The organism is Cupriavidus sp. 09_S30 (assembly GCF_056930435.1).
The window spans coordinates 413109-439512 of record NZ_JBXOWI010000002.1; the positions used below are offsets into that span (position 1 = coordinate 413109).

Below are 26404 nucleotides of genomic sequence, written 5' to 3' on the forward strand. Positions count from 1 at the left end.
GGATAAAAAAATACGGAGCCAGTAGTGAGTATTGATAGCATCATGTCCAAAAGGATTGTCACCGTGGTGTTCGACGACACCTTGGCAACGGTCAAGAGCATCTTTGACGAGGCGAAGTTCCACCACCTGCTCGTGGTCGAAGATGGGAAGCTGCATGGCGTTGTCTCCGACCGCGATTTGCTCCGCGCGATCAGCCCCTTTATTGGCAGCACGGTAGAGTCGGCCAGAGACGTCAACACCCTCAACAAGCGCGTGCACCAGATCATGTCACGCAAGCCCATTACCTTGGAGCCCGAGGCGGAGATCGCGGAAGCCATCGCGCTATTTCTCACTCACCATGTGTCGTGCATTCCCGTTGTGGATAAGCAGTCTCGGCCGGTTGGCATCCTGAGTTGGCGGGACATCCTGCGATCGCTGGCCGCCGATGCCACGCAATCCGCGAGCACCTTATCGGAATAAAAAGACGCTTTCGCGATAGCCGGCATTCCTACCTTAAAGAGAAGCACTTATGTTTTCAGATCCGATCCACTTGCTGAGATCAACGGTGACCATCGTACTGCTGGGGATGGCTTCGGCGGCAGCATTTTCCGCTCCGCAGGAGAGCAGTCCACCGTTGGTCCTTGGTACCCAACGCGGCATCAGCGACGGCGGATCCGGCGGCACCGAGTTGCAATCCGCGCCGCTTTCGCAGCAGCGCGACGCAGGGGCGCAGCCGATTGCGACACCCGAGGGACCGCAGGCCAATGGATCGACGCCATATCCGCTCATCGTCGCACCCTATATCGAGGTGCCCGGCGGTGTGCCGACTCCTCGTCCGCCGCTGCGCCCCAGACCCACGCCGCATTCGCCGTAGCCCGTCGGGTTCGCCCGAGTGTCGCGGCGAAGCCGCTTGGCGAATGTGGACTGCGACGCGTGCACGGTCTAACAATTCATTACAAGTGAACAGTCAACGCCGCCCCCGATACTCTCGTTGCCTATCGCAGGATGCGCTGAAGGCGGTCGTTCTCACGGCGATCACTGCGGGGCGCCAATGCATTGCCCGGCCGGAACAGCGGCCGGGCTTTGTTCTCTCGAGGGATCGAAGCTCACATGAAAGTCCAGTCAACAATCAAGGCAATGCTGGCAGCAAGCGCGTTGTTCAGCGTGACGCAAACGGCTGTCCGGGCGTCGACCGATTCGTCGATGCCTGACCCATCGGCGGCAATGAATTTCGTCATCGGACCGGAAGCGGGCGATATTCACAGCCATGCTGCATTTCCGGCGACGCCGAATGACATCTTCAAAGTCTCGGCGCGCGTGCGAGTGACGTCGGCTATCGGTCAAGGGCTCAACTTCTTCGCCATTCAGGTCAATTTCCCGAATGGGACCTGGGCGCATGGCGGACCGCAACTGGTGAACGGGAAGTACCAGATGAATTGGGGCGGGCTGGTGAGCCGCGGAGGCGGAAGCGCTGACTACCAGAAGGAAGATCCGGCATCGGACCTTCAGCAGATGCAGAACGGTCCTGACTCGGATCGCAGCCACCCCTACGTCTGGGCCGTTGGCAACGAGTACGTGCTCACGATCGAAAGAGGCAAGCGGATTACCTTTGCGCCGGGCGAGTATGTCTTCATCGGCGCCGGTCCGCGAGTGTACGTGTCGAATGAGCGTGCCATGTGGGAATGGAAGTTTACCCTGAAGCCTGCCGACGGCATCGGCCCGACTCAAGTATCCACCTTGTACGATGCTGCCGATCGGATTTCCAGTTTCTATATCTGGAACGAGTGCGGGTATGGCTCGTGCGGCAAGGGGCAAAGCGCGACCTGGTCTATGCCAGTCTATAGCCGGCTCGGCGTACCCGACGAGGAAGTCTACGCTCGCACGCTGAAGCGTTTTTAGACACGCGAGCGGCTCTTGTGGATCATCCCATTCTGGTCAGCTCGTCCACGAGAGCCTTGACCTTGCTGAGTTCGCAGCGATAACGCGGATACGCCACAAACATCTCGCGGCGCGGAAAGCCGAGGCCAGGCAATGCGTCAATAATGGTCCCCGCTGCAAGATCCCCCGCAACGAGGTAACTGGGAAGGACCGCAAGCCCCGCGCCTTCGATGACGAGGCTGCGAAGCGCTGTGGCGTCACTGGCAGTTATTCGCGGTGTCAGATCGATTTCCACCCGCTTGCCGCGCCAAAGAGCACGCCACTTCAAGCGGGGCGCATAGGTGCGCATTGCCAGAAAGGCGTGCGCGCTCAAGTCCGTCGGCGTTGCCGGTAGACCATGCTGGCTTGCATAAGCCGGCGAGGCGCAGAGCAACGACCCAAACGTCTGGATCGGCCTGATTTCGATGCCTGTCTGGTGCGATGGGTCGAGTCTTACAGCAACGTCATACAAGCCGTCGAGCAAATCGACATAGCGATCCGACAAATCCACTTCGAAGCGCAAACGCGGGTAGCGCTCAGAAAGCCTGGCAATGCAGGGCAGCACGCAGATCCTGCCGTACGCCGTCGGCATGGTCACGCGCACCAGCCCTTCGGGCTCCGCCGCTTGATCCTGCACGCGCGCCTCGGCGTCCTGCAGCCGCAGCAGAACATCGCGCAGTTCGTTTGCATAGGTCTGCCCGGCTTCGGTCAGTGACACACGACGCGTCGTGCGCTGGACCAGCGAACGGCCGATGCGCGCCTCCAGCGCGGCCACGCGCCTGCTGATGGTGGACTGCGTGACCCCCAGCTCCCGTCCGGCAGCGCCAAAGCCGCCGAAATCCGCGAGGGCAAGGAAGGCTTCGGCCTCCGAGAAGTTCGCCTTATTCATGCGATTTCTGCATTTGTCATATCCGTGGATCGGTATATCCATCCAAAAACCGTATCAATATACTCGTTTCACCCCGCTGCGGTGGCGGGAGGAGGTTCACCGCATGCACTCCTAGTGAAAAGGAACTGGCCAATGAAAGCCCTGCAGGTGCATCACTACGACCCGAGCGACGATGCGCTCCGCCTCGACGAACTTCCCGTTCCGGAGCCCGGCGCGGGCGAGGTCCGGGTGCGTATCGAAGCCGCTGGCATTTCGTACGTCAACATGCTGGTCGCGCGAGGCGGCTATCAGGTCAAGGCCACGCCGCCGTTTATTCCGGGCTCGGAGTTCAGCGGCGTCGTCGATGCGGTAGCGCCTGGCGCCGAACTGAAAGTCGGTGACCGCGTTTGCGGCATCGGCCGAGGCGTGTGGGCGCAGTACGCATGCTTCCCCACCGAGCAGTTGCACAAGCTCGCGCAGACGGAGGACCTGGCGCAGGCCGCCGTCCTGCAAGCGGCCTACGGCACGGCGCTGTACGGCCTGCGCGAACGCGGCCACCTCGCCACCGGTGAAACCCTGCTGGTACCCGGCGGCGCCGGCGGCGTGGGGTACGCGGCCGTACAGGTCGGCAAGGCGCTCGGCGCCCGCGTTATTGCACTGGCCTCTACGGCGGCGAAGCGGCAGGCCCTGCAGGCCGCGGGCGCTGACGCGGTGGTGGACAGCACGGGCCATTGGAAGGACGAAGTGAAGGTGCTCGCCGGGCAGCGCGGAGTCGACGTCGTGTTCGACCCCGTCGGCGACCAAGTCACCGACACCGCCTTCCGCACGCTGGGCTGGGGCGGCCGGCACCTGATGGTCGGTTTCGCCGGCGGGGACGTGCCGTTACTGAAGGCCAATCTCAGCATCCTCAAAGGCGCGTCGCTGGTCGGCGTTGACTACCGCCAGTTCGGCGAGCGCGAGGCCGCGAAGCGCTGCCGATTGGAGCGGGAGGTGCTGGCGATGTGGCGCGCCGGCAAGGTGGCACCGCTGGTCACGCACGCGGTGCCGCTGGCACGCTTCGGCGAAGCCATCGCGTTGGCGCTGGACCGGGCTACCGTCGGCCGGGTCGTGCTGACGCCACAGGATTCGGAGGTGCGGGCATGAGCGCCGGCGAACTGGTCCAGTTGCAGCGGGACGGCCACGTCCTAACGATCACCTTGCGGCGGCAAAACAAGCGAAACGCGTTCAATCGCGAACTTGCCGACGCGCTGGACGCCTCCCTGAACACGCTGGACGACGACACAAGCCTCTACGCCGGCGTCCTGACCGGCGGCACCGAATGCTTCTGCGCAGGCAGCGACCTGTCATCCCGGGGCGACTATGTCACCGAGCGTGGCGGCGAGTACGGCTTGATCCGCCGCCGTCGGATCAAGCCGCTAATCGCGGCCGTCGAAGGCGTGGCCCTTGGTGGTGGCATGGAGATCGCGCTAGCGTGCGACCTTGTCGTAGCCGCCGCCGATGCGCGTTTCGGGCTGCCCGAAGTCATGCGCGGTGTCATTCCGACCTGCGGCGCGCTGTTCCGCACACAGCAGCGCCTGCCGCCCAACATCGCGCGCGAACTCGTATTGAAAGGCGAGCCGATTTCCGCCGTACGGGCCTACGAGCTCGGCTTCGTCAATGAGATCGCCCAGCCAGGCACGGCGCTCGAGCAAGCCCTGGCTCTTGCGCACCGGATTGCACAGAATGCGCCGCTGTCCGTGCAGGCGTCGCTGGCGGCCATGAACGGTATGCTGGCGTTGGACGAAGCGGACGGCTGGCTTGCCACGGCCGAAGCGCTGGCGTCGATCAAAGACAGCGAAGACATGGAGGAGGGCATCCGCGCATTCTTCGAGAAGCGGGCGCCGGTCTGGTCGGCCAAGTAAGCCAGATATTCCGTCAGCCATCAACATCCTGCTTCCATGACTCTGTCCGTTACCGACGCGATCAACAGCCGCGCCTCCGTCCGCGATTTCCTCTCCGCCCCCGTGCCCCCTGACGTGCTGCGCCGGGTACTGGCCACCGCCTCGCGCGCGCCTTCGGGTGGCAACCTGCAACCGTGGCACATCGACGTGGTCACCGGCGACAAGCTCGCCGAACTCAAGACCGTGATGCAAGGCCGGTTGGCGGAAGTCGCGCAAGGCGACCGGAGCGAACGCGCCGAGTACGACATCTATCCCAAGGAACTGCCTTCACCCTATCGGGATTACCGCTATGCGGTCGGGGAGGATATGTATGCCCGTTTGGGCATCGCGCGGGAAGACAAGGCCGCGCGGCAGCGCTGGTTCGCGCGCAACTTCCAGTTCTTTGGCGCGCCCGCCGCGCTGTTCTGCACCGTCGACCGGGACATGGGCCCGCCGCAGTGGAGCGACCTCGGCATGTTCCTGCAGAGCGTCATGCTGCTGCTGCGCGAGGAAGGGCTGGATAGCTGCGCGCAGGAATGCTGGGCCATCTACCCGTCGACCATCCGCAGCTTCCTCGGTACGCCGGACAACCGGATGCTGTTCTGCGGGATGTCCATCGGCTATCGCAATCCCGAACATCCCGTGAATGAACTACTTACCAAGCGAGCAGGCATCGAGTCTTTCGCGACGTTTCATGGTAAGGACGCAATCGATGGCTTGACTAAGCCTGCGGCATTTGATGCCTTCAAGTCGAGCCGGCGCTCCCATTAAGAGAGGATCGCCGCGCGCCTACGAGACACTTGCCGCGACGACCACGTACGCAGGCAGAACGATGTCAATCCAAACGGGGCCGGCAGGGGGCGTGATGGCGTCTGCTTGCGAAGCGCCGCGGTGCCGACTTTCTGCGTGACCCTTCCCAGGGTTTCGTCCCCTTCCGCAACAGCATTTCCTGCGTGACAAACGTCGCTTAGCGGCAAGCTTCGTGGTTTCCCTATCTGCCCCGAAATGTCAATTTTGTGCCCCGGCTTGTCAAAGCGCTCGGCATGGTTGCTGGATACTTTCTGCACTTGGTCGCGATGCTCTGGGGTCTGCAAAGTAGCGGGGCATCCCTTGCTCGTCGTCGGCCTGGTTCAGCTCAGGAGATGAGCACGCCATTTCTCCTTGCGTTGATGAATCTGAAGTGTCCCGCTCTGTCTCGTGCGGACGGTGGCCCAAGTCCTGCCAAGACCCACATCATTGAGGGAAATCGATGAACATGAACGACAGAAATCTCGTCAGGGGCTTGTTCCTCGCAGCCATCTCGCTGGCCTTTGGCATCGGCGCGTTTCGCTACCCGATCGGCGACTTCAGCCATGCCGGCCCGGGTCTTTTTCCTCTGATGGTGAGTAGCCTCCTGTTCGTGATTGCCGTGATCACGATTGTGCGATCGCGCTTCGTCGAACGCGTGCCGCTGGACTTCCGCCTGAGGAACATCGCGTTGATCCTGCTTGGACTATGCGGTTTTGCGGCGCTTTCCAAGCTGTTCAGCATGGTCGCGGGGATCGTATTCATGGTCTTCGTCGCCTCCCTCGCGGGCACCTCGTACTCCTGGAAGCGCAGTCTGATGATCTCGGCGGGCCTGATCGCCGTGGCCTTCGCGTTCCGGCAGCTGCTCGGCCTCAACCTACCTGCCTACTGATCTCATGGACGCCCTGCACAATCTTGCGTTCGGCTTCGAGCACGCGCTGACCCTGCAGAACCTCCTGTTCTGTGCCATCGGCTGCGTCGTCGGAACCCTGGTGGGTCTGCTGCCCGGATTGGGGCCGCTGGCCACGATCAGCTTGCTGCTGCCATTGACCTATTCCATTCCGACTGGTGGCGCGCTCATCATGCTGGCGGGCATTTACTATGGCGCACAGTATGGCGACAGCGTCAGCGCCATCACGATGAAGATGCCGCACGCCAGCAGCATCGTGGCGTGTATCGATGGCTACCAGATGACGCTGAAAGGCAAGACCGGCCTGGCCCTGTTCACCGCCGGGGTCTCCAGCTTCATCGGCGGCACGGTGGCCATTGTGGTGCTGACCTTGCTCGCGCCGACTCTTGGCGAGGTGGCGTTTCTGTTCGGCCCGGCGGACTACTGCGCGCTGATGCTCGTCGGCTTCGTTTGCGTGAGCTTCGTCACGACTGGCAGCATGCTGAACGGCCTGGCTATGTGCCTGATCGGCGTGCTGCTCGGGCAGGTCGGAACCGATGTGAACAGCGGCATGCAGCGCTACACCTTTGACCTGCCGTTTCTCATCGATGGGATCGGCTTGGTCAGCATAGCGCTGGGCTGCTTCGGTATCGCAGAGATCACGAAGAACCTCGACGCCCGCCAGGAACGCACGCCCTTCAACGGCAAGATCCACCTGATACCTACCTGGCCGGAGTTCAAGAGGATCGTACCCAGCGCCTTGCGTGGCAGCGTGATCGGTTCCTTTCTCGGCATCTTGCCTGGCGGCGGCCCGGTGATTGCGCAATTCGCCGCCTATGCCGTCGACAAGAAGGTCAGCAAGTACAAGCATGAGATCGGCTCTGGCGCGATCGAAGGCGTGGCAGGCCAGGCAGCGGCCGACGAGGCAGCGGCGCGCACCAGCTTCATTCCCCTGATGAGTATCGGTATCCCTGAGAATGCGGTGATGGCGTTGATGATGGCGGCCTTCATCATCAAAGGCATCACGCCGGGGCCGAACATGATTGCCGGCCACCCTGATCTCTTCTGGGGCCTGGTTGCGAGCATGTGGGTTGGGGGCTGCTTTCTGCTTGTGCTGAACGTGCCCCTGGTGCGTTACTGGCTCTCGGTGTTCAAGATCCCTTACAGCGTGCTGTTCCCGTCAATTCTCTTCTTCTGCTGCATCGGAACCTTCAGCGTCAATAACAGCTTCGACGACATCTTCGTGACTGCCGCCTTTGGCTTGGCCGGCTACGTGTTCATGCGCCTGGACATGGATCCGTCCCCGCTGATGCTGGGGTTCATCCTTGGGCCCATGTTGGAAGAGAACTTCCGCAGGGCGATGCTGGTGAGCCGTGGCCACTTCTCCGCCTTCATGACCCGTCCGATCAGCGGATCCCTGCTTGGCCTGATCGCGTTGTTTGTGCTGTGGCAAGTCATCGCATTCTTCGTCAAGTCACGCGGGGGGGCGGAAGTGGGCGCGAACGCCGGTTCGACACCTTAGTCCGTGCACTTGTGCTGAAGCTGCACCTCTTGGCATGGGGCCTTGCTGGCTGTGTCGCCGGACTTCGATAAGCCCATGCCGGAAGGAAAACGGATTTCCAGCCGTGGCGCTGTGCCGACCGTAGGCGCAGCAAGCCGCGGCTAGCTGCGGTCAATCCAACATATAGGCGCACGGAATGAACATCCGGCGCAGGTTCACAAGGAGACGACAATGGAACTGAAGGACAAGGTTGCAATCATTACCGGCGCCGGCCAAGGCGGCGGCGAAGGCATCGCACGTGTGCTGGCGCGCGAAGGGGCGAAGATCGCGGTGGTCGATCTGAATCTTGAGGCTGCCCAGCGTGTCGCTTCCAGCATCGATCCGGAGGGCAGGCGTGCCATTGCCATCCGCGCCGACGTCAGCAAGAAGGCGGACACGGAAGCCATGGCCAGTCGGACCCTGGAGGCGTTCGGCGTCATCGACATCCTGGTCAATAACGCCGGCGTCGGCGGTGCGTCCGCGCTCGTGCGCGACGTTACCGAGGAGAACTGGGACCGCGTGATGGGGGTGAACGCAAAGGGCATCCTCTTCTGTTGCCAGGCCGTCATCCCCGCCATGAACGCGCAGGGCAAGGGCAAGATCGTCAATATCGACTCGATCGCCGGCATTCGCATGGCGTACTTCAGCAGTGTGGATTACACCGCGTCAAAGCACGCAGTCACCGGATTGACGCAGCATCTGGCATGGGAGCTGGCGGACCAGCGTATCAACGTCAATGCGGTGTGCCCCGGAGGCATCCTGACTCCTGCCATCGAGGCCTACACGACGCCAGAGAAGCGCGCGGCGCTGATCAAGCGGACCGTTCCCCTGGGCAGGTTCTGCAACCCCGAGGAGATTGGCGAAGCGGTATCTTTCCTCGCCAGCGAGCGGGCGGACATGATCACGGGACAGATGCTGGCTGTCGACGGTGGCACCCTTACCGGCTACGGCGAGGATCTGCGCGCGGTGCTGCGCCAGCGGCTTGAGGGGGCGGAGGACCGCTGAGGTTCGGATGCCGTACCCACGAAAGTAAGATCGCTGCCGCCCGGAATTCGTCCGTGCGGCAGCGATACCAGACGCTTATCGGCGTGCAGACTTCGGTGGAGTCAATAGGAAATGGTACCGGGGGTCCCCCCACCGACTGAGATGGCGTCACCATTGATTGCCACACTCAGCGGCGACGCGAGGAAGGTCACCACCCAGGCAACTTCCTTGGCATCGACAATGCGGCCGAGGGTGGTCTTGGTGGCCGCCCACGCCTCGGTTGCAGCGTCGGTCTTCTCGGTGCGGGTCGGTCCGGGATGGACAGCCGTGACATTGATGCCCTTGGGGCCGAGCTCGTCAGCCAAATTCTTGGTGATGGCAGCCACGCCCACGTTACGCAGCGTGGCAACGGGGCGGCCCGTGTGATAGATCGCGAGTCCACCGATATTGATGATTCGACCCCAGCCCTGGGCAATCAGATGCGGAGCAAGTGCTCGCGCGGTGCGCAGATAGCCGATGACCTTGATGTCGATGTCTTCCAGCGCCTCCGCATCTACGATCTGGTCCAGCTGCGTTGCCGGCGAGATGCCGCCCGGCATGGCTGCGGCGTTGACGAGAATATCGATGCCGCCCAAGGCTTCGATGGCCTGCGCCACCATGGCGTCGACGGATGCCTTGTCGGCGGTATCGACCGCCAGCGGAACGATGCGGCGCCCCGTCAGGGCAGCAAGTTCGGTGGCCGTCGTTTCCATTGCTTCCCGCCCGCGTGCGGCGATGACCACGTCGACGCCTTCCTGTGCCAACTGGAGTGCAATAGCCTTGCCGATGCCGCGGCTACCGCCCGTTACGATGGCACGCTTGCCCTTCAACCCTAGATCCATGATGTCTCCAATCTTCGTGATGCAGCCGGGCGCCTGTGCCGGCCCGGTCTTGCGCAGCCGCGCCATCGTTCGTTAGACGCGCCTGCCTGCGGGCAAGCGCGTCTAACGCGCAGAAGGCCGCGAGTGTTATGGCACTGCTATGGCACCAGCACGGTGGCGCCGCTGGTCTGACGGGATTCGAGGGCGCGGTGCGCCTGTGCGGCCTCGGCCAGCGCGAAGGTCTGCTTGGGCTCGCTCGTGATCTTGCCGGCCAGCACCATGTCGAACACCTCGTTGGCCATGGCGAGCATGTGTGAACGCGGCGTGGCGTAGTGGACCATGGCCGGGCGTGTGACCCACAGCGAGCCCTTGGCCGCCAGTGTGCGGCTGTCGATCTCCACCGGCCCGGAGGTGGTGCCGTTGCTGACGAGGGTGCCGCGCACCTGCAGGCAGGAAAGCGAATCATCGAGCGTCGCTTTGCCGACCGAGTCGAAGACGACCGGCACCTTCTTTCCCTCGGTGATCTCCATCACGCGCTCGACGATGTTCTCGCGCGAGGTCACGATGGTGTGCGTGCAGCCATTGGCTTTCGCGACTTCGGCCTTCTCATCGGTGCTGACGGTGCCGATCATGGTCACCCCCAGGGCGCGCGCCCACTGGCAGGCAATCAGGCCCACGCCGCCGGCGGCGGCGTGGTACAGGATGGTCTCGCCGCCCTTGAGCGGGTAGACCTGGCGGAACAGGTACTGCGCCGTCATGCCCTTCATGATGAGCGTGGAGGCGGTGCGGTCGGAGACGCCATCGGGCAGGGGAATCAGCACCTCGGCGGGCATGACGCGCACGTCCGAATAGGCGCCCTGCGGGCCGAGCAGGTAACCCACGCGGTCACCGACGCGGATGTCGGTCACGCCGGGGCCGACGGCCTCGACCACGCCCACGGCATCGGAGCCCAGGCCGTTCGGGAGCGGCAGCGGATAGTGTCCGGTGCGGAAATAGATGTCGATGAAGTTGACGGCGATATAGGTGTGCCTGACGCGAGCCTGGCCCGGGCCGGGGTCTCCGACCTCAACGGTCTCCAGCTTGAGCACGTCGGCGCCGCCAGTCTCATAGAAGCGAATTGCTTTCGCCATCTCAGATCTCCTCGAATGCTTAAGTTCAAGTGGTCAATGTCTCACGGGCTGCCGGTTCCCCCACGGGTCCGCAGCGCTTCGAAGCTTGGCTGGCCATCCGGAGGGAGCCGATCGAAGCCCGGTCTGGCGCGAAGAAGATGGTACCGCCACGTGGGCGATCATGTAAGGGCTCGCCATCCCGGTTGCAACTCCCCGGAGCCGTACAGCAGCCTGCGGTTGGTGATGTCTCGTGGCCATACCGCCACCGAATGCCCGCAGTCCGGCCCCGCATGATGGGATGCGGACGTCATGGCTGAATGTGGTATGTCTTCACGATGCCGGCATTGCGATCGAATTCGGTGCGCAGAGCCTGGCTGAGTTCCGGCAGGCTCTGGGCAGGCACGGTCTCCAGGCCAAGTGACGCAATCCGTTCCTGCACCTTGGGTTTCGCGGCCGCCTTGTAAACCGCGGCCTGGATCTTCTGGGTCACGTCTGCCGGCACACGTGTGGACACGAAGACACCACCCCAGTTGCTGAAATCGATGTCCGGATAGCCCATTTCGGCAAAGGTCGGGACCTGCGGCAGCAGCGGCGAACGTTGTTTCGCGGCCAAGGCATAGGGCCGCAGCTTACCTGCCTTGATCAGCGGCAGCGAGGTCACCATGTTGTCATACATCACGGTGATCTGCCCGGCCATCACCTGCGTCAAGGCCGGGGGAGAGCCCGCAAACGGCACGTGCTGCAGATCCATGCCGGCTTTCTGGTTCATGATCACGCCAGCATAGTGGCCGACCGTTCCCGCACTGGGAGAAGCAAAGCTCAGCTTGCCGGGATTGGCCTTCACATAATTGATCAGGCTCGGCAGATCCTTGGCCGGCAGGCCGGGCGAGCCGACGAGCACCATGGTCACCCTGCTCACGGCGGCCACCGGTTTCACGTCCTTGATCGGATCGTAGGAAACCTTCATCACATGGGGCACTTCGGTGAGTACATTGGTAAGCGAGACCAGGATGGTCTGGCCGTCAGGCGGCGCCGCCAGCATGGCGTTGATCGCGATGCCACCACCGGCGCCCGGCTTGTTGTCGACCACCACTGGCTGCCCCAGGTCTGCCATGAGCTGGTCGGCCAGCACGCGGGCGATGATATCCATCGTTCCGCCGGCGGGGGCCGGTACCAGCACGCGAATGGGCTTGTTGGTCCACGCCATGGCAGCGGGCATCGCTGCAGCCATGCTGAGGGCGACAGCAAGCTTGCGGATTCGGAAGAAGGCAAGACGACGTGGCATAGGGGGCTCTGTTTTTATGTGGAAACTGGATGCCCCGGCCGCGGACTGGTCGCCGCGGCCGGGCGGTCCTCTCACCTTAGGCTGCGCGCAGAGGCAGGTTCTTCTGTCCGGCCTGACGGTTGGGCGCCATGCCGTTGGCCGCCAGCGTTTCCTCGGCGCTGTCGTACCAGGTGTCGATGCGATAGATCTCGCGGGCTTCCTTGCCCGAAGCGATCCCACGGCCCAGTTCGCGCGCCACGCGCACACACTGCTCGACCTGCTGCACCGAGGTCATGCGGTTGCCGTGCTGGTCGATGATGGTGTCCTCGATGCCGCAGCGCGGATGCAGGCCCATGGCCATCGCCATCATGTTGAACGGCAGCACGTTCTTCATCAGCGACTCGGCGGTGAGCGTGCAGCCGTCCGGGGTGCGGTGCACGAAGTTGACGAAATTGAACGGGTTGGGGCCGTCGAAGCCGCCACCGATGCCGATCCAGGTCAGGTTCAGCGGGCCCTTGTACAGGCCCTTGCGTACCAGGCGATCGAGCGTTTCGAGCGCGTGGATGCCGGTGAGCTGGAAGTGCGGCTGGATGCGGGACGCCTGCAGGCGGCGCAGGTGCTCCTCGACCCAGCCCGGGCCGGACGGCACCGTCATCTCGCTGTAGGCGGCCTGGTAGGCCGGATTCTCGAGCGACGTACCCTTCAGGTATTCGGGGTACAGCAGCTCCATGATGTTCATCTGCGTGGTGTTGATGGCCACGGTCACCTGGTCGGGCTTCGGGGTCAGGTCGGCCAGCATGTGGCGCGTATCGTCCGACAGCCACTTGGCGGCCTCGCCCTCGTCTTCCGGCGCGAAGGAGATCGAGCCGCCGACCTGGATGATCATGTCGGGCACCGCGGCGCGCACGCCGGCGATCAGCTCATTGAACTTGGACAGGCGCTTGGAGCCCTTGCCGTCCAGCTCGCGCACATGCAGGTGCAGCACCGTGGCGCCGGCGTTGTAGCAGTCCACGGCCTTCTGCACCTGTTCTTCCATGGTCACCGGAATGTCTTCCGGGAAATCCTGCGGCATCCATTCCGGCCCGTACGGGGCGACGGTGATGACGACCTTGTCCTGGTTCTCGGGGTGCAGCGAATCGTCGAGAAATTGCATCCTTGTCTCCTCAGTGTGAATGGGCGCGCCTCACCGCGCCCGTTTGACGGTCTCGATCAATCAGGCACGTCGCCAAGGCTCCCTGCGCTCGCCATCTTCCGGCAACACGGCAGGAAATCCATCACGACGTTCAATGCAAGCCACATGGCCTCAGGCAACGTTCAGCCTAGTAGCCAGCTTAGGGCGGAGCCGCATCATCCGCCCCCTCCTTTAGGAAGGGGGCGCAGATTGCCGACAATAGGGACGCTCTGCATACCGCTCTCTACAGTCGCAAAGGACTGTGCCGCGCGGTGGGCCGATTGAGGCGACCACTGCGCAGGAACAGCAATCGCAGAGTCAAGCGAAAGGATCAGGAGCAGGTATAGCTAGCGGTTTGGTTAGGATCGCCGCCGCCGTAGGTCGCCTGTTGCGGGTAAACGCAGAGCGGTCGGCTCTTGGTCCCATCAGAGGTTTTGATGTCCACACGTCCCGGGGCGATCCCTTTCTCCACCCAATCGGTCAGCACATCATATAGTCCGGTCTCAGTGGGCAGCGGGGGGGTAGCACTCGGATTGGCGACGCCGCTCATGAAGCCATGCGACTGGCCCGGAACGAGATAGAAGCGGTAGAAATTCTGAATCTGCGCTATACCGCCCATCTGGTTGGCCACCCGGTTGTAATAATTGATGGAGCCCTGCGGCGGGATAACGATATCGGCGAGCCCGTGAAATATGAGCATCTTTCCGCCCCGGTCGCGGAACGCGGACAAATCCGGATTGTCGGTATTGATATCGTCAAACGCCGTTTGCAACGCTACCCCGCGGTCAAATGCCATGGACAATTCTGCGTAGCTCAAGCCCGCCCAGCCATTGGTGCCGTTCCCGGTCGCGTTATGGAACGAAGGCAAGCCAAGCAGCGGATTTTGCATTTCCAGTGCGAGAAAGTCTGTGTAAAGTTGCAATGCTGCGGGGCTCCAGGCGCCGCCGCCCGCGACTGGCGTGAGGTCTGTTCCTCGCGTGATCCCATACCATTTCTGATTGCTGGCAAGCGTGACGCCGAAGCCGTTGTCCACTGCCGGCGACGGGACCGAGCCGTCTGCTGTCTGGCCGTACCACATCTTGTTGATGGCAGCGGCTTGCGCCGTCGACACGCAGTTTGCGCTTGAGTTGGTACCGCCGCTCGCTGTGCAAAGCACGCCAGCGTCTTGGCTTGGGTCATATTTGCACTGCGACGGATCCGGTATATAGCCGAGATGCTGGCCGCCGACGGTATCGCATGCACTGATAGCAGCGTTGGAAACCAAGCCCAATTGCGCCGCAGTCAAAGCGCTGCCATGGAGGTCGATCTGCTGGACAAGGCGGTGATACACACCCGCCGTGCTGAACTTGGAGAGGTTGAATGAGGGCATGCCGGCAAGGATGCCGTCGAAGTCAGCCGGATTGACCTGCGCCTCCTTGTGACCCTGGCGTCCGCCAAGAGAAAAGCCAACAAAATACGCATGGTCGGCATCTTTGCCGTAGTACGCTTTCGTGAGTGCCTTCGTCTTCACTGCCATTTCATGCACGGCACGCTCAGAGAAGTCGATCCACTGCTGCTCGCTGATCGTTCCATCCGGATTCATCGCGAAAGACCCGCCGGTACTACCGGTAACATGCCCTGTGTCCGTGCTTGCTGACACCGCTCCCTCAATGCCGGCAATACTCGCGGGTGTCACCGTCCCGGCCATGGCTGGCGTGAGCGTCGTGCCGGCAAACTGGGTCAAGCTGCCTTCGGCTAAGCCAGCCCATCCGCCGCCGCCCTTTGCGTGAATCCGATTGTTCCATTTCGCTGCGGTTGGCAGCCAGATTTCAATTCCGATGCCCGGCGAGGTCGAGGGAGCATCGGAAGGTCCGGGGTTACCTGGCCCCACGTTCAGTTTGACGACGCAAAGGTCATTCGCAGCGGTAGGCGTGGTTGCCGTCGAGGTGCCCGACAGGAGGAGCGCATCCCCCTTCTTGAATGCCTTCACCAGCAGGACTGTCGTATTCGCATCCGGCTTGAATGCCGTCTTCATTGAATCGTCGCACGACAAGGTTGCGGCACTTGGAGTGGCTGGCGTATTGGGGGTGACAGGTGTAGCTGATGGATCAGTTCCTCCGCTGCACGCCGATAGACCGACTAGCGTAGCCGATGCTGCCGCTATGGCGAATTTGCGCGGCGGGCTGATCTTCCGCTCTGGAATGCGATATGTCTTCATGGTGCCTTATCTCCTCTCTCTTCGTATAATCCCCGGTTCTTGTTGAAGCCCGGTGGTTGGCTTAGACGTCCCTTAGAACTCCTATTGGTCGACGATCACTGCTCGTCCTGCCTCACGCTGCATGCACGGGAAGCTCTCTCGCGATGAACACTGCTTCTCTGCGCGCTGAATCGACACGTCGTTTGCTTGCTCGACAGGGCACTTTGCCGAGCATCCCGGCACGTTGATTTCATTCCTATCCGCGTCTGTCGATTGAGGTGGGGTCGGCAGGAGACCGACACCATCCATGCGCCCTGACAGACTGCTGAAGTGCCCATCTGAACCCCCGTTTGCGCGCTTAAAGAGGGGCTTCCCGTCTCTCGACTATCGGAATGGACGGCTTGGTTCTGCCGTGCGCATTCAAAGTGCGTCGGTACTGCGCCCGGATGGCTTGCTGATAGACGGCTCCCGGCCATCTGCCATCGATCTGGCGATGCGTGCGAGCAGCACGTCGACCGCGTGGTGCTGCTCCGAGCCTACGTCTGCCGTCCCCGAGCAGAACCCCGCATTGATCTCGACCCAATCGTCTTCTGTCAGGTAACGTTCGGCGGCCGGGAAGATCACACCTTCCTCACGCCCCATGTGCTCCCAGATGAACCGGGCATAGTGGTCCACCGTCTGGATCAGGTCGGACAACGGGGCACCTGTCCGATATCGCTCGACAGCCTCGGTGAGCATGCCGGCCAGTCGCGCATGGCAAAGATGGCGGTGTTCCAGTTCGTCGAGTTCGGCGTCGACGTTGGCCGTACGCCGGCGCAGCCGGATGTAGAGCAAGGCCTCCTCGCGCGGATGATGGCGCGCGACCGGAAACGTTTTGAGAAACTGGATGATGACGCGCATCAGCGGCACGTCGGCCGTGTTCCCTTGGTCTTCGGCGTCCATGAGCATGTCCACCCAGGCGCGCAATACGGCCGAAAGAGCGCGGTGTTCGTCGAGAATGATGCGGACCGCCCGCGCCGGCGCTGCGGGTTTCGGAACCGGAAGAAGGAGCACCGGGATATCGGCGTGCGCAAGCACGCTCAAGCCCAGCGGGCCAGGCATCGTGCCGGGATTCCCGTCGTGGCCGGGGACGCCGATGAAGATCAGGTCGCAGCCAGCCTCGCGCGCCGCGGTAAGGATCTTGACGTGCGGTGCCCGGCCTGCCGAGCCAGCCGATGCACATGGCACCCCCAGCGCCTGCGCGATGGATTCCGCCTTGACGAGCAACTCGCGGCTGCGGCTCCCATGACCATACGGCGTGCTGGCGGGGGAGGCAGTGGCGTCCGCATCGGTGTCGGCGAGTATCCGCGGCACATGGATGAACGTGATGCGGGCGTCCGTGATACGCGCCAGCTCGATGGCCCCGACGACGGTGGCCGTCGATTCGTCCGCCTCGTCGATGGGGACCAGCAGATGGCGGCACGTGACCGCGCCAGCCCTGGGCAAGCGCCGGCTCATGCCGGGACCCCCGCCTGGTTCAGCATGCACACGTCCATGAATTGCATCCGACGCCTCGAACGAAGTATCAAGCCTGCCAGCATGCTAGAGCGCCGCCGCGTCGCGCACCCCCTCCTCGGCGGAGGGGCACCGATTGCCAGCAAGGGCGGCCATGTGGATATAATGGACCGTTCGACCTTGTGTTCGAACCTTGAGTCAGCGCTCGCCGCCCGCACGGCAGGGCACGGCAAGGGACAATGCATTGCATCGACGCAGTCCTGCATGCACATCAGGGCGAGCGCCGCATCCAAGCCAAACGGGACCTGCCAATTGACCTCCGCGCACCGCGGCGCCGGCGCCGCGTTTTCCGAGCTTGCGCTCAAGACCACGCCGCCGCGCGCGCCGAGGCACCTGCTTGTCCGTTCCCGCCTCCATCTCGACAGCGAAGCGCTGCGCGACCGGCCCGTGATCGTCGTACAGGCGCCACCGGGTTACGGCAAGACACTGCTGCTCGCGCAATGGCGCCGCGAGTATCTGGCGCGTGGCGCTGCTGTCGCCTGGGTGTCCGCGGACGCCGACGACGATCCACAACGTTTCCTGCATTGCCTCGTTCTTGCGGTACGGGTGGGCTGCGGCCGTCCCGGCTTCGGTCGCACGCTGCTCGAGGGCGCGGCGGCGGCGCCGGGCGGCACCGAGGCCATGACGGCCTGGCTCGCCGAGGTGGCGCAGACTTCGCTGGACCTCGTGCTGATCGTCGACGAAGCGGAACGCCTTTCGCCGGCCGGGGTCGCGGCCTTGCTCTATCTGTTGCACAACCCCCCGCCCAATCTGCGCATCGTGGTAGCCGCGCGCAATGGGTTCGAAGCAGCGGTCTTCGACTTGACGGCTTATGGCCAGTGCGCTTGCATCGGTGCAGAAGCGCTGCGGTTCCGCCTCAACGAAACGATTGCCCTTGCACGCAGCCGATTCGGCGATCGGGTGGATGCCGACAGTTGCGCGCGCTTGCACGAGATCACAGACGGGTGGCCCCTTGGCCTGCAACTCATCCTGGCGGCAATGGCGCGTGGCGCCGACCAGCGCGGCGTCATCGATGCCATGTCGGCCCGCCCGGCTGACGAAGGCCAGCATCTGATCGGCAGCCTGATCGCCAAGCTGTCGCCCGACGACGTGGCCTTCCTGATCCGCATCGCCATTGTCGATCACCTTCACCCCGATCTGTGCCGCGCGCTGACAGGCAGCGAGCAGGCGCCGGAGCGCCTGGCGAGGCTGGTCCGCGAAACGCCCATATTCGTGGTCGGCGACGACAGCGACTGGTGCCGGCTGCACACGCTGGCGCGCAGTGTCCTCCAGGCCCGCCTTGCCGAATTGCCGCGCGAGGAACAGGCTGAACTGCACGCTAGGGGGATGCGCTGGCTCGCCGCGCACGGCCTGACCGAGGAAGCCGCACGCCACGCGCATGCCGCGGGACAGCATGCGTTGGCCTTCGAGCTGGCGGGGCGCTCGCTCTACGATGCGGTGATGCAGGGGCGGCTCGGTACCGTGCTCGAATGGCTGGAGCGCCTGCCCGATGCAGAACTCGACCGATATCCCGGCCTGCGCCTGGCGGCGGCCTGGGTGCTTGCGCTCGGCGAGCGGCATGGAGAAGCCGAGTCGCTGGTGGCGCGCATGCTCGACGAGCCGGATGCTGACATCGCCCTGCGCTACGAATGCGCGCTGATCCTAAGCATTGCGGCCTACTACGCGGACCAGCCTGACCGTTGCCTCGCGCTGCTGGAACCTTGGCGCCAGCCACCTGCGCTGCATGACCCGCGCCTGGTCCAGATGCATGCCAACCGCCTCGCCATGGCGGAGATCCTGCAAGGGCAGCCCGGCAACGCGCGGCGCCATCTGCAGCTCGCGCCGCGCGGCAATCTCGGCGAGGGGCATCGCTACGCGGCGCGATGGGGCGAGTTCGTCATCGGACTGAGCTATCTTCGCGAGGGGCAGGTGGCACTCAGCGAGGAGATCCTGCGGCCTGCCTTGGCAAGCGCGGAAGCGGATCTCGGGCGCCGCCATCCGCTCGCCTGCATGCTGGCGTCGCTGTTGGCCGCAGCGGTCTACGAGCGCGATCAGGTCGACGAAGCCAGTGCGCTGCTCGCCAACCGGCTCGACGTGCTGGAACGGTCCGGCACGTCAGAGACGTCATTGCTCGCGTACCTGATCGCGGCGCGTGTGGCGGCCGCGCAGGGCGTGGAGCGCCGCGCGCTGGACCTGCTCGAGGCACTGTATGCGGTTGGTATCGCGCGCGGGATGCCGCGGCTTTGCATTGCGAGCCTCGCGGATCAGGTGCGCATGCATGCCGGGCGCTTCCGCGCCGAAACGTGCCGCGCCCTGGTCGCCCGCCTCGACGAACTGGTCGCACAAGTCGCGTCTACCCAGGGTCCGTTGTGGCGTCGCGACGTGGCGCTGCGGCAGCTCATGGCACACGCCAACGCCTCGATCGCCGCCCAGGAATGGCCATCCGCCATCGACGCCCTGGGGCGCGCGGCGCCGCTCGCGGAGGCCATGAAACTCAGGCGGCAAGGCATCGAGATCATGGCGCTGCAGGCATTCGCACGCCATCGCAACGGCGAGAACGGCCGCGTGCTGCTGCAGGAAGCGATGACCCTGGCGCAGACCTATGGTCTCGCCCGCACCTTCGTCGATGCGCACCCGGCGCTGGCCGATTGGGTCCGGCGCGTGGCGGAGGAGGGCACCGCAGGAGCGGACTCCGGCCAGGCGGTGCCGGCTGCCCGCGTACTGCACCGGGCGGAACGTCCCGCAGCCGAGCCGCGTGCGGTTGCGAGCATGATGCTGACCCCCAAGGAGCGCGAAGTCCTCGAGCTGCTGGCGCGCAATCTCTCCAACAAGGAAATCGCACAAGCCATCGGCGTGGGTGAGGTCACCGCCAAATGGCACGTGAAGAACCTGTTCGGCAAGCTCAATGCCGGCACGCGCAAGCATGCCGTGCGCCGCGCCCAGTTGCTGGGGCTGCTGGAGGGGCTGGAATAAGCCCGTCCTGCTGCTGCTGTCTCGCTCACCGACGGGACGCACACAGCCTCGTCACGTGGCGCGCCCCTCCTCCGCGCAGGGGGCGGGATTGCCCTCCGTCCTCGGATAATCCGCTATATCCAGCGGCGACGATGCCGGCCCCGCAGCGTGCTCCTACGCAGCGACGGACCTGTGCGTTGACCATCGATGACGGAGACAGGATCCCCCATGAGCGCCCCTGCGTTGCCCACTTTGCGCGAGACTTGCGAACCCACTGCCGCTCCGCGTCCGAGGGCTTCCCTTGCCTTCATGAACGGCGTCCATGCGTTGGTGCGCCTGCCGATACTGCAGCAGACGCGCGATACCCTGGCCGGCCGGCATACCGCCGGCTTCATCTCGGGCTACCGCGGCTCACCCCTCGGCGGATACGACCAGGCGCTGTGGAATGCCAGCACTGAACTCAAGGCCCATGACATCGTCTTCCAGCCCGGCGTGAACGAGGAGTTGGCCGTCGATGCGGTATGGGGCTCGCAGCAACTCGCCTACGATCCGGCGCACGGGAAGTTCGATGGCGTGTTCGGCATCTGGTACGGCAAAGGGCCGGGCGTCGACCGCAGCGGCGATGCCTTGAAGCATGCCAATCTGAGCGGGACGGCGCCGCTGGGCGGCGCGCTGGCCGTGGCGGGGGACGATCACCTCTCCAAGAGCAGCACGCTCGCGCACCAGAGCGATCACACGTTCATCGCGGCCGGCATCCCGGTGATCGCGCCGGCCAACGTGCAGGACATTCTTGATCTCGGGCTGCACGCGTTCGCAATGAGCCGCTTCGCGGGCCTGTGGGCCGGCATGAAAACCGTCCAGGAAGTTGTGGAATCGGCCGCCTCGGTCGACCTCGATCCCGCACGTGTGCGCATCGCGCTGCCGGAGGATTTCCGTATGCCGGCGGCCGGCGTCCATATCCGCTGGCCGGACGATCCGCTGGCGCAGGAAGCGCGGTTGATGGAGGTCAAGTGGCCCGCCGCCCTCGCTTACGTCCGTGCCAACCACCTGAACCGCAACGTCATCGCGGGCCCCGCGGATCGGCTCGGAATCATTGCCTCCGGCAAGGCGTTCTCCGACGTGCGTCAGGCGCTGCTCGATCTCGGCCTGGATGACGCACATTGCCGCGCGGTCGGGCTGCGCTTGCACAAGGTCGGCGTGCCATGGCCGCTCGAGCCCGAAAGCCTGCGCGCGTTCGCGGTGGGCTTGCGCGAGGTGCTCGTGGTGGAAGAGAAGCGTCCCATCATCGAGCAGCAGGTCAAGGACGAGCTCTACCATTGCCCTCCCGCCTTGCGCCCGCGCGTGGCCGGCAAGCACGATCTGGCCGATGGCGATGCAGGCGACGCAGGTGGCGAGTGGGGGCACGCGTCCGCCCGTCGGGACTGGCTGCTGCGTGCGCCGGCGGACCTGACGCCGGCGCTGGTTGCCAAGGCCATCGCCCGCCGCCTGAAATCCCTTGGAATCCCGCCGGATGTGGCGGCGCGGATCGACGCCCGCCTGGTCGTCATCGCGGCCAGGGAACAGGCGCTTGCGGATCCGACGGCAGGGAACGCGCAGCGGTTGCCGTGGTTCTGCCCGGGCTGTCCACACAATACGAGTACCCAGGTGCCCGACGGCTCGCAGGCGATGGCCGGCATCGGTTGCCACGGCATGGCCGTGTGGATGGACCGTGCCACCACCTCGTGGGCGCAGATGGGCGGCGAAGGCGCACCCTGGATCGGCCAGGCGCCATTCAGCACGCGCCGCCATACGTTCGCGAACCTCGGCGACGGTACCTACAACCACTCCGGCATCCTCGCGATCAGGCAGGCGATATCGGCGGGGGTGAACATCACCTACAAGATCCTGTTCAACAGCGCCGTCGCGATGACCGGCGGCCAGCCCGTGGATGGCGGCCTCGACGTTGCCGCGATGACGCGCGAACTCGAGGCGGAAGGCGTGCGCCGCATCGATATCGTGACCGATGCCCCCGATCGCTACACCGACGCCGCTAGGCTCGCCCCCGGTGTCAGGGTGCATCATCGCAGTGACCTGGATGCCGTGCAGCGCGAGCTGCGCGAAGTGGAGGGCGTGACTGCGCTCATCTACGATCAGGTGTGCGCTACGAAGAAGCGCCGCGAGCGCAAGCGCGGGACCCGGGCGGACGCGACACAGCACGTGTTCATCAACGACCTGGTGTGCGAAGGCTGCGGCGACTGCTCGCAGCAAAGCAATTGCGTCGCGGTACAGCCGCGCGAGACCGCCCTGGGACGAAAGCGCCAGATCAACCAGAGTACCTGCAACACGGATCTGTCGTGCGTCAGCGGCTTCTGCCCGAGTTTCGTCACGATCGAGGGTGGGCGGCTGAAGCGCCCGGCTGCACTGGAGAGGTCGATGGCAACCGCGGCCGTGCCACTGCCCGAACCGCGGCTGCCTTGCGCAGCAACGGCATGGGGCATCGTTATCGCTGGTGTCGGCGGTACGGGTGTGGTGACCATCGGGCAGATCCTTGGCATGGCCGCACACCTGGAGGGAAAGGGTGTTGTCACCCAAGACACCACGGGCATGGCGCAGATGGGCGGCGCAACCTGGAGTCATGTGCAGATCGCCCCGCACCCGGATGCCGTCCACGCGGCGTGCGTCGCCACAGGGAACGCCGACCTGCTGATCGGTTGCGACGCCGTGGTCGCCACGCACAGGACGTCGCTGGCCACACTCGATCCGTCGCGCAGCTTCGTTGTCCTGAATACGCACGCGACGCCGACCGCCGCCTTCGTGCGCGATCCTGACTGGCAGTCCCCCAATGCGCAGTGCATGCAGACCCTCGCAGCGGTCGTCGGTCAGCAGGCGATGGCCGCGTTCGATGCGGAATCGATCGCCACGCGGCTGCTCGGCTCGTCGGTCTACACGAACATGATCCTGCTCGGCCACGCATGGCAAAGCGGCCGCATCCCGCTCGCGCGCGATGCGATCATGCAAGCCGTGAAGATGAACGGCGTGAAGACCGAGGAGAACAAGGCTGCATTCGAGCTGGGGCGGCGCTGCGCGCACGATCCGGCATGGGCGCACTCCAGTGGCGAAGCGGGCCAGGTCATCTCGTTCGCCAGGAAGCCGTCGCTCGACGCGCTGGTCGACGCGCGCGCCCAGTTCCTGAGCGACTACCAGAACGCTGCCTATGCGGCCCGCTACCGGGAATTCGTTGGGAAGGTACAGCTGGTGGAAGCTTCACGTGCGCCGGGCACGCGCCTGAGCGAGGCCGTTGCGCGCAACTTGTTCAAGCTCATGGCCTACATACGAGTACGAAGTGGCCAGGCTGCACACTGGCCAGGCGTTCCTGGATCAGCTTGCGCAGACGTTCGAAGGCGAGTACCGGCTGGTCCATCACCTCGCGCCGCCCCTGTTCGCCCGCCGCAATGCAGCCGGCGAACTCACGAAGCGCGCATTCGGGCCGTGGGTTCGTGTGGCGATGCGCTTGCTCGCTCGCATGAAATGGGTGCGTGGCAGCGCACTGGACCCGTTCGGCTACACGGCCGAGCGCAGAACGGAGAGGGCGCTGGTTGCGCGTTACCAGGCGACGATCGAGGAAGTGCTTGTCTCACTCGATTCCGATAGCTTGTCGCTCGCCGTCACGATCGCGAGCTTGCCCGAAGACATCCGCGGCTTCGGCCACGTGAAAGCCCGTCACCTCGACGCCGTCCTGCCGAGGCTGGACGGCCTGATGGGGAAGTGGCGGACGGCAGCAGGGGCGGAAGCCGAAGCGCAGGCCGTCGCGTAGTGCAGCATGGTTTGACATGACAGGAGCCGCATCGCCGCTCTGGCGCCAAGCTGATAGGACCGATCCACATGACGATGAAACGCAGACTCTATCGCGGCCGCGATGTGCGGCGCGCCCAGAATATTGCGGAGCTGCAGGCGATGGCGGCCGCACGCATCCCGAACTTCTGTCTTGAATACATGGAAGGCGGCGCAGACGATGAACTGACCCTGCGCCGCAACCGCGCAAGCTATGACGCCATCGCCTTTGCACCGCGGACGCTGGTCGACGTCTCTGTACGCGATCCAGGCTGCACGCTGTTCGGCGAGCGAATCGACTTGCCGGCGGTGATCGCGCCGACCGGCTTCAACGGCCTGCTGTCGCACGAGGGCGACCTGGCGCTGGCAGAGGCTGCGCGCGATGCCGGCATCCCGATGTGCCAGAGCATGGTGTCGACGGTAGCGCTCGAGCGCGTGGCCGACACCGGCGTGCGGCACTGGATGCAGATCTATCCGTTCAAGAATCGCGCGAACCTAGCTGGCATTGTCAAGCGCGCGGTGGCGGCGGGTTCCGAGGCCATCGTGCTGACGACGGACGTCCCCGTGTTCGGCAACAGGGAGTGGGACCGGCGCAACTATCGGGCGCCGATGAAGCTCGATCTCGCCAATCTGCTCGACCTCGCAATGCGGCCCCACTGGTTGTGGGACGTACTGGTGCCGCACGGCATGCCTCGTTTCCGCAATCTCGGCGACGTCCTGCCACCCGGGGAGGACGATGCTCGTCACGCGGCGACCTTCCTGTCGAAGCAGATGGACCCATCGCTGAACTGGGCAGACGTGCAGTGGTTGCGCGACCTGTGGCCGCGCAGGCTCATCGTCAAAGGCATCGTGCGGCCCGATGACGCGCTGCGGGCCAAGTCACTTGGTGTCGACGCCCTGATCCTTACCAACCACGGCGGCCGCCAGCTTGACGGCTGCGTCGCGCCGATCGAGGTGCTGCCGGCAATCCGTGCGGCGGTTGGCCCCGAGATGACCCTGATCGTCGACAGCGGCTTGAGACGGGGAAGCGATTTCGTCAAGGCCCGCGCCTTGGGGGCGGACGCCGCCATGTCGGGCCGCGCCACGCTCTACGGCTTAGCGGCTGGCGGCAAGGCGGGAGTGACACACGCCCTCGGGATCCTTCGCGCCGAAATCGACCGGACGCTCGGACTGTTGGGCTGCCCGGCATTGACCGATCTGGGTCCCGACTATGTCAGCGTTCCCCGACCATAGCGCCACTCCCCCGCACTGCGGCGACGCAGGAGGAGCGAGCATCAAGTCCTGGCCGAATACCCTGAGGCAATCTGGTGCCTATTCCTCTGCCTCCTGGGGCGGGTCGGGCCACTTCTGGTCCGTGCCGTCCAGGGCCGCTTGCTGGCGGCGCCAGGACGAAACGCTGTAGCCGAAGCGAGTGGAAAACCACCGTGAGAAGGCGCTGAGCGAAGAGAAGCCCAGCAGGATCGCCGCGTCCGACAACGGCCGCTCGCTATTCTTTACATATCTCGATACCAGGTCGACTCTGACCCCATCGACGATAGACGAATAGTTCTGGCCATAGCCGGCCAGATGGCGGTGCATTGTCTTCCGGTCGATGCCAAGCTGCCGGGCGACTTGCTCGGCCCCGCACTCGCCCGTTGGCAACAGTGCGAATACCAGCTTGCGCACCTTGGCCGGCATGGTGGAATCCTGCTGCGCCAGCTTGGCATCCAGGAATTCCCGCGCATGGCGGGCCAGCGCGGGGTCGTAGGCTGGACCCGCCACATCGAGATCGGCAGCGGACAGCAGGATACCGTTGAATTCCTGATGGAAGCGGACCGGTACCCCGAACAGGCGACGATGCGTGGCAAGGCTGGCCGGTGCATCGTGGGTGAAGCAGACGCTGCGCGGCTTCCAGGCGTTCCCGGAAAGCAGCTTGAACAGCCGGAACCACAGGCAGATGATGAATTCCGCCGATTGCCGCATGGATCCCTGGACGCTGACCAGGATCTCCACCTTGACGACCGCGGTGTCCCCGACTTCCTCGATCCGCAAGTCGAGCGCTTCATTCAGCAAATGAAGATAGCGCGCCATCGCCTCGAGCGCGTTGCGCAGGGTGGCGCCATCGCGCATCACGATCCATAGCGGTCCGAGACCTGTCAGCTGGTGCGTTTCGGCTACGCGAAGTCCGAGGTCCTCCACGCCGGCGAGCTGCGCCGAATCCTCCAGCAGGCGCACGACCGACTTTGCCGGGACCCTGATGTCAGGGTCCACCAGGGCGGTCGGGCTGATACCCGCCTGCCGCAATTGCCGGTAGGGATCCAGGCCGACCTTGCGCGCCACGTCAACAAAATTCGTCAGGTTTACGTGCTGCAGCAGAGTCGGCATAGGACTTCCTCTAGGTACCCCAAAATGTAAAGTCCTTGCCCCGGGATGTCAACGCATCCGGGGCCACTTCTTCAATACTTTGCCTGCATGCCGTGCCCGTTTGCTTTGCACAGTTTCCATGGCTGGCAGACGTCGAATGCCTGCGCAAGGCGAGCAACGGGCAACGAGCAACGGAACCCCAGCCGGGGAGTGAAAGAGAGGTGAAAGAGAGGCCACGTGCGACCTGCTTGCATGGCGGCGGACACCCCCGGGGCTGGATCATACCCACCGGTACTTCGATCCT

19 protein-coding genes and 1 pseudogene are annotated in these 26404 nt (G+C 64.3%); 12 read left to right on the forward strand and 8 right to left on the reverse strand.

Going from position 1 to position 26404, the window contains the following annotated elements:
- Positions 1 to 42: 42 nt before the first annotated feature.
- The 3 genes from AC1Z3O_RS22035 (at position 43) to AC1Z3O_RS22045 (ending at position 1878) form a co-directional block, all read left to right on the forward strand.
- Positions 43 to 459: a CBS domain-containing protein gene (locus AC1Z3O_RS22035; RefSeq protein WP_483518006.1), complete on the forward strand. Its 417-nt coding sequence runs from the start codon at positions 43 to 45 to the stop codon at positions 457 to 459.
- Positions 460 to 508: 49 nt separating this feature from the next.
- Positions 509 to 853, forward strand: coding sequence for a hypothetical protein (locus AC1Z3O_RS22040; protein ID WP_483518007.1), 345 nt, complete (start codon positions 509 to 511; stop codon positions 851 to 853).
- A gap of 329 nt (positions 854 to 1182) precedes the next feature.
- Positions 1183 to 1878, forward strand: a complete 696-nt coding sequence (locus tag AC1Z3O_RS22045; RefSeq protein ID WP_483521908.1) for a hypothetical protein — start codon at positions 1183 to 1185, stop codon at positions 1876 to 1878.
- A 22-nt stretch (positions 1879 to 1900) separates the two neighbouring features.
- Here the strand turns inward: AC1Z3O_RS22045 and AC1Z3O_RS22050 are convergent, their stop codons facing one another.
- On the reverse strand, positions 1901 to 2785 hold the full coding sequence (locus AC1Z3O_RS22050; protein WP_483518008.1) for a LysR family transcriptional regulator: 885 nt from the start codon (positions 2783 to 2785) through the stop codon (positions 1901 to 1903).
- 132 nt (positions 2786 to 2917) lie between these two features.
- Between AC1Z3O_RS22050 and AC1Z3O_RS22055 the strand changes: the two genes are divergently transcribed.
- The 6 genes from AC1Z3O_RS22055 (at position 2918) to AC1Z3O_RS22080 (ending at position 8903) form a co-directional block, all read left to right on the forward strand.
- Positions 2918 to 3907 carry an NADPH:quinone oxidoreductase family protein gene (locus AC1Z3O_RS22055; RefSeq protein ID WP_483518009.1) on the forward strand — a complete coding sequence of 330 codons (990 nt, stop codon included), beginning with the start codon at positions 2918 to 2920 and terminating at the stop codon, positions 3905 to 3907.
- Entirely contained in the window at positions 3904 to 4665 is a 762-nt protein-coding gene (locus tag AC1Z3O_RS22060) for an enoyl-CoA hydratase-related protein (RefSeq protein WP_483518010.1), read from the forward strand. Before AC1Z3O_RS22055 ends, AC1Z3O_RS22060 begins: the two co-directional genes overlap by 4 nt.
- A gap of 42 nt (positions 4666 to 4707) precedes the next feature.
- Positions 4708 to 5454 (forward strand): nitroreductase, encoded by a 747-nt coding sequence (locus tag AC1Z3O_RS22065; protein WP_483521910.1) that lies wholly within the window; start codon positions 4708 to 4710, stop codon positions 5452 to 5454.
- 484 nt (positions 5455 to 5938) lie between these two features.
- Positions 5939 to 6361 carry a tripartite tricarboxylate transporter TctB family protein gene (locus AC1Z3O_RS22070; RefSeq protein ID WP_483521912.1) on the forward strand — a complete coding sequence of 141 codons (423 nt, stop codon included), beginning with the start codon at positions 5939 to 5941 and terminating at the stop codon, positions 6359 to 6361.
- A 4-nt stretch (positions 6362 to 6365) separates the two neighbouring features.
- The gene (locus AC1Z3O_RS22075) at positions 6366 to 7880 is read left to right on the forward strand and encodes a tripartite tricarboxylate transporter permease (protein ID WP_483518011.1); all 1515 of its coding nucleotides are present in this window, start codon (positions 6366 to 6368) and stop codon (positions 7878 to 7880) included.
- Positions 7881 to 8090: 210 nt separating this feature from the next.
- Positions 8091 to 8903 (forward strand): SDR family NAD(P)-dependent oxidoreductase, encoded by an 813-nt coding sequence (locus tag AC1Z3O_RS22080; protein WP_483518012.1) that lies wholly within the window; start codon positions 8091 to 8093, stop codon positions 8901 to 8903.
- 101 nt (positions 8904 to 9004) lie between these two features.
- Here the strand turns inward: AC1Z3O_RS22080 and AC1Z3O_RS22085 are convergent, their stop codons facing one another.
- The 6 genes from AC1Z3O_RS22085 to AC1Z3O_RS22110 form a co-directional block, all read right to left on the reverse strand.
- Entirely contained in the window at positions 9005 to 9763 is a 759-nt protein-coding gene (locus AC1Z3O_RS22085; protein ID WP_483518013.1) for an SDR family NAD(P)-dependent oxidoreductase, read from the reverse strand.
- 137 nt (positions 9764 to 9900) lie between these two features.
- Positions 9901 to 10872 (reverse strand): quinone oxidoreductase family protein, encoded by a 972-nt coding sequence (locus AC1Z3O_RS22090; protein ID WP_483518014.1) that lies wholly within the window; start codon positions 10870 to 10872, stop codon positions 9901 to 9903.
- 286 nt (positions 10873 to 11158) lie between these two features.
- Positions 11159 to 12136 (reverse strand): tripartite tricarboxylate transporter substrate binding protein, encoded by a 978-nt coding sequence (locus AC1Z3O_RS22095; RefSeq protein WP_483521914.1) that lies wholly within the window; start codon positions 12134 to 12136, stop codon positions 11159 to 11161.
- Between the two features lie 76 nt (positions 12137 to 12212).
- Complete coding sequence (locus AC1Z3O_RS22100; protein WP_483518015.1) at positions 12213 to 13268, reverse strand: beta-keto acid cleavage family enzyme; 1056 nt, start codon at positions 13266 to 13268, stop codon at positions 12213 to 12215.
- A 349-nt stretch (positions 13269 to 13617) separates the two neighbouring features.
- The gene (locus tag AC1Z3O_RS22105) at positions 13618 to 15483 is read right to left on the reverse strand and encodes a tannase/feruloyl esterase family alpha/beta hydrolase (RefSeq protein ID WP_483518016.1); all 1866 of its coding nucleotides are present in this window, start codon (positions 15481 to 15483) and stop codon (positions 13618 to 13620) included.
- 399 nt (positions 15484 to 15882) lie between these two features.
- Positions 15883 to 16959: a universal stress protein gene (locus tag AC1Z3O_RS22110; protein WP_483518017.1), complete on the reverse strand. Its 1077-nt coding sequence runs from the start codon at positions 16957 to 16959 to the stop codon at positions 15883 to 15885.
- 261 nt (positions 16960 to 17220) lie between these two features.
- On the opposite strand from AC1Z3O_RS22110, the gene AC1Z3O_RS22115 reads away from it, so the two are divergent.
- From AC1Z3O_RS22115 to AC1Z3O_RS22125, 3 genes and pseudogenes are all read left to right on the forward strand, one after another.
- A complete protein-coding gene (locus AC1Z3O_RS22115) occupies positions 17221 to 19968 on the forward strand; it encodes a winged helix-turn-helix domain-containing protein (protein WP_483518018.1) in 2748 nt (915 codons plus the stop codon).
- Between the two features lie 207 nt (positions 19969 to 20175).
- Positions 20176 to 23740 (forward strand): annotated as a pseudogene (locus tag AC1Z3O_RS22120) (indolepyruvate ferredoxin oxidoreductase family protein).
- A 68-nt stretch (positions 23741 to 23808) separates the two neighbouring features.
- Positions 23809 to 24990, forward strand: coding sequence for an alpha-hydroxy acid oxidase (locus AC1Z3O_RS22125; protein ID WP_483518019.1), 1182 nt, complete (start codon positions 23809 to 23811; stop codon positions 24988 to 24990).
- Positions 24991 to 25068: 78 nt separating this feature from the next.
- On the opposite strand, the gene AC1Z3O_RS22130 is transcribed toward AC1Z3O_RS22125, so the two are convergent.
- Positions 25069 to 26121, reverse strand: coding sequence for an AraC family transcriptional regulator (locus AC1Z3O_RS22130; protein WP_483518020.1), 1053 nt, complete (start codon positions 26119 to 26121; stop codon positions 25069 to 25071).
- Between the last annotated feature and the right edge of the window lie 283 nt (positions 26122 to 26404).

What these genes read in the sequence shown, in the direction of transcription:
- AC1Z3O_RS22115 (WP_483518018.1), top strand. Translation starts at nt 17,221, where the DNA reads ATGCACATCAGGGCGAGCGCCGCATCCAAGCCAAACGGGACCTGCCAA.
- AC1Z3O_RS22125 (WP_483518019.1), top strand. Translation starts at nt 23,809, where the DNA reads ATGACGATGAAACGCAGACTCTATCGCGGCCGCGATGTGCGGCGCGCC.
- AC1Z3O_RS22045 (WP_483521908.1), top strand. Translation starts at nt 1,183, where the DNA reads ATGCCTGACCCATCGGCGGCAATGAATTTCGTCATCGGACCGGAAGCG.
- AC1Z3O_RS22050 (WP_483518008.1), bottom strand. Translation starts at nt 2,785, where the DNA reads ATGAATAAGGCGAACTTCTCGGAGGCCGAAGCCTTCCTTGCCCTCGCG.
- AC1Z3O_RS22035 (WP_483518006.1), top strand. Translation starts at nt 43, where the DNA reads ATGTCCAAAAGGATTGTCACCGTGGTGTTCGACGACACCTTGGCAACG.
- AC1Z3O_RS22130 (WP_483518020.1), bottom strand. Translation starts at nt 26,121, where the DNA reads ATGCCGACTCTGCTGCAGCACGTAAACCTGACGAATTTTGTTGACGTG.
- AC1Z3O_RS22070 (WP_483521912.1), top strand. Translation starts at nt 5,939, where the DNA reads ATGAACGACAGAAATCTCGTCAGGGGCTTGTTCCTCGCAGCCATCTCG.
- AC1Z3O_RS22105 (WP_483518016.1), bottom strand. Translation starts at nt 15,483, where the DNA reads ATGAAGACATATCGCATTCCAGAGCGGAAGATCAGCCCGCCGCGCAAA.
- AC1Z3O_RS22060 (WP_483518010.1), top strand. Translation starts at nt 3,904, where the DNA reads ATGAGCGCCGGCGAACTGGTCCAGTTGCAGCGGGACGGCCACGTCCTA.
- AC1Z3O_RS22095 (WP_483521914.1), bottom strand. Translation starts at nt 12,136, where the DNA reads ATGCCACGTCGTCTTGCCTTCTTCCGAATCCGCAAGCTTGCTGTCGCC.
- AC1Z3O_RS22110 (WP_483518017.1), bottom strand. Translation starts at nt 16,959, where the DNA reads ATGAGCCGGCGCTTGCCCAGGGCTGGCGCGGTCACGTGCCGCCATCTG.
- AC1Z3O_RS22085 (WP_483518013.1), bottom strand. Translation starts at nt 9,763, where the DNA reads ATGGATCTAGGGTTGAAGGGCAAGCGTGCCATCGTAACGGGCGGTAGC.
- AC1Z3O_RS22080 (WP_483518012.1), top strand. Translation starts at nt 8,091, where the DNA reads ATGGAACTGAAGGACAAGGTTGCAATCATTACCGGCGCCGGCCAAGGC.
- AC1Z3O_RS22075 (WP_483518011.1), top strand. Translation starts at nt 6,366, where the DNA reads ATGGACGCCCTGCACAATCTTGCGTTCGGCTTCGAGCACGCGCTGACC.
- AC1Z3O_RS22055 (WP_483518009.1), top strand. Translation starts at nt 2,918, where the DNA reads ATGAAAGCCCTGCAGGTGCATCACTACGACCCGAGCGACGATGCGCTC.
- AC1Z3O_RS22040 (WP_483518007.1), top strand. Translation starts at nt 509, where the DNA reads ATGTTTTCAGATCCGATCCACTTGCTGAGATCAACGGTGACCATCGTA.
- AC1Z3O_RS22100 (WP_483518015.1), bottom strand. Translation starts at nt 13,268, where the DNA reads ATGCAATTTCTCGACGATTCGCTGCACCCCGAGAACCAGGACAAGGTC.
- AC1Z3O_RS22090 (WP_483518014.1), bottom strand. Translation starts at nt 10,872, where the DNA reads ATGGCGAAAGCAATTCGCTTCTATGAGACTGGCGGCGCCGACGTGCTC.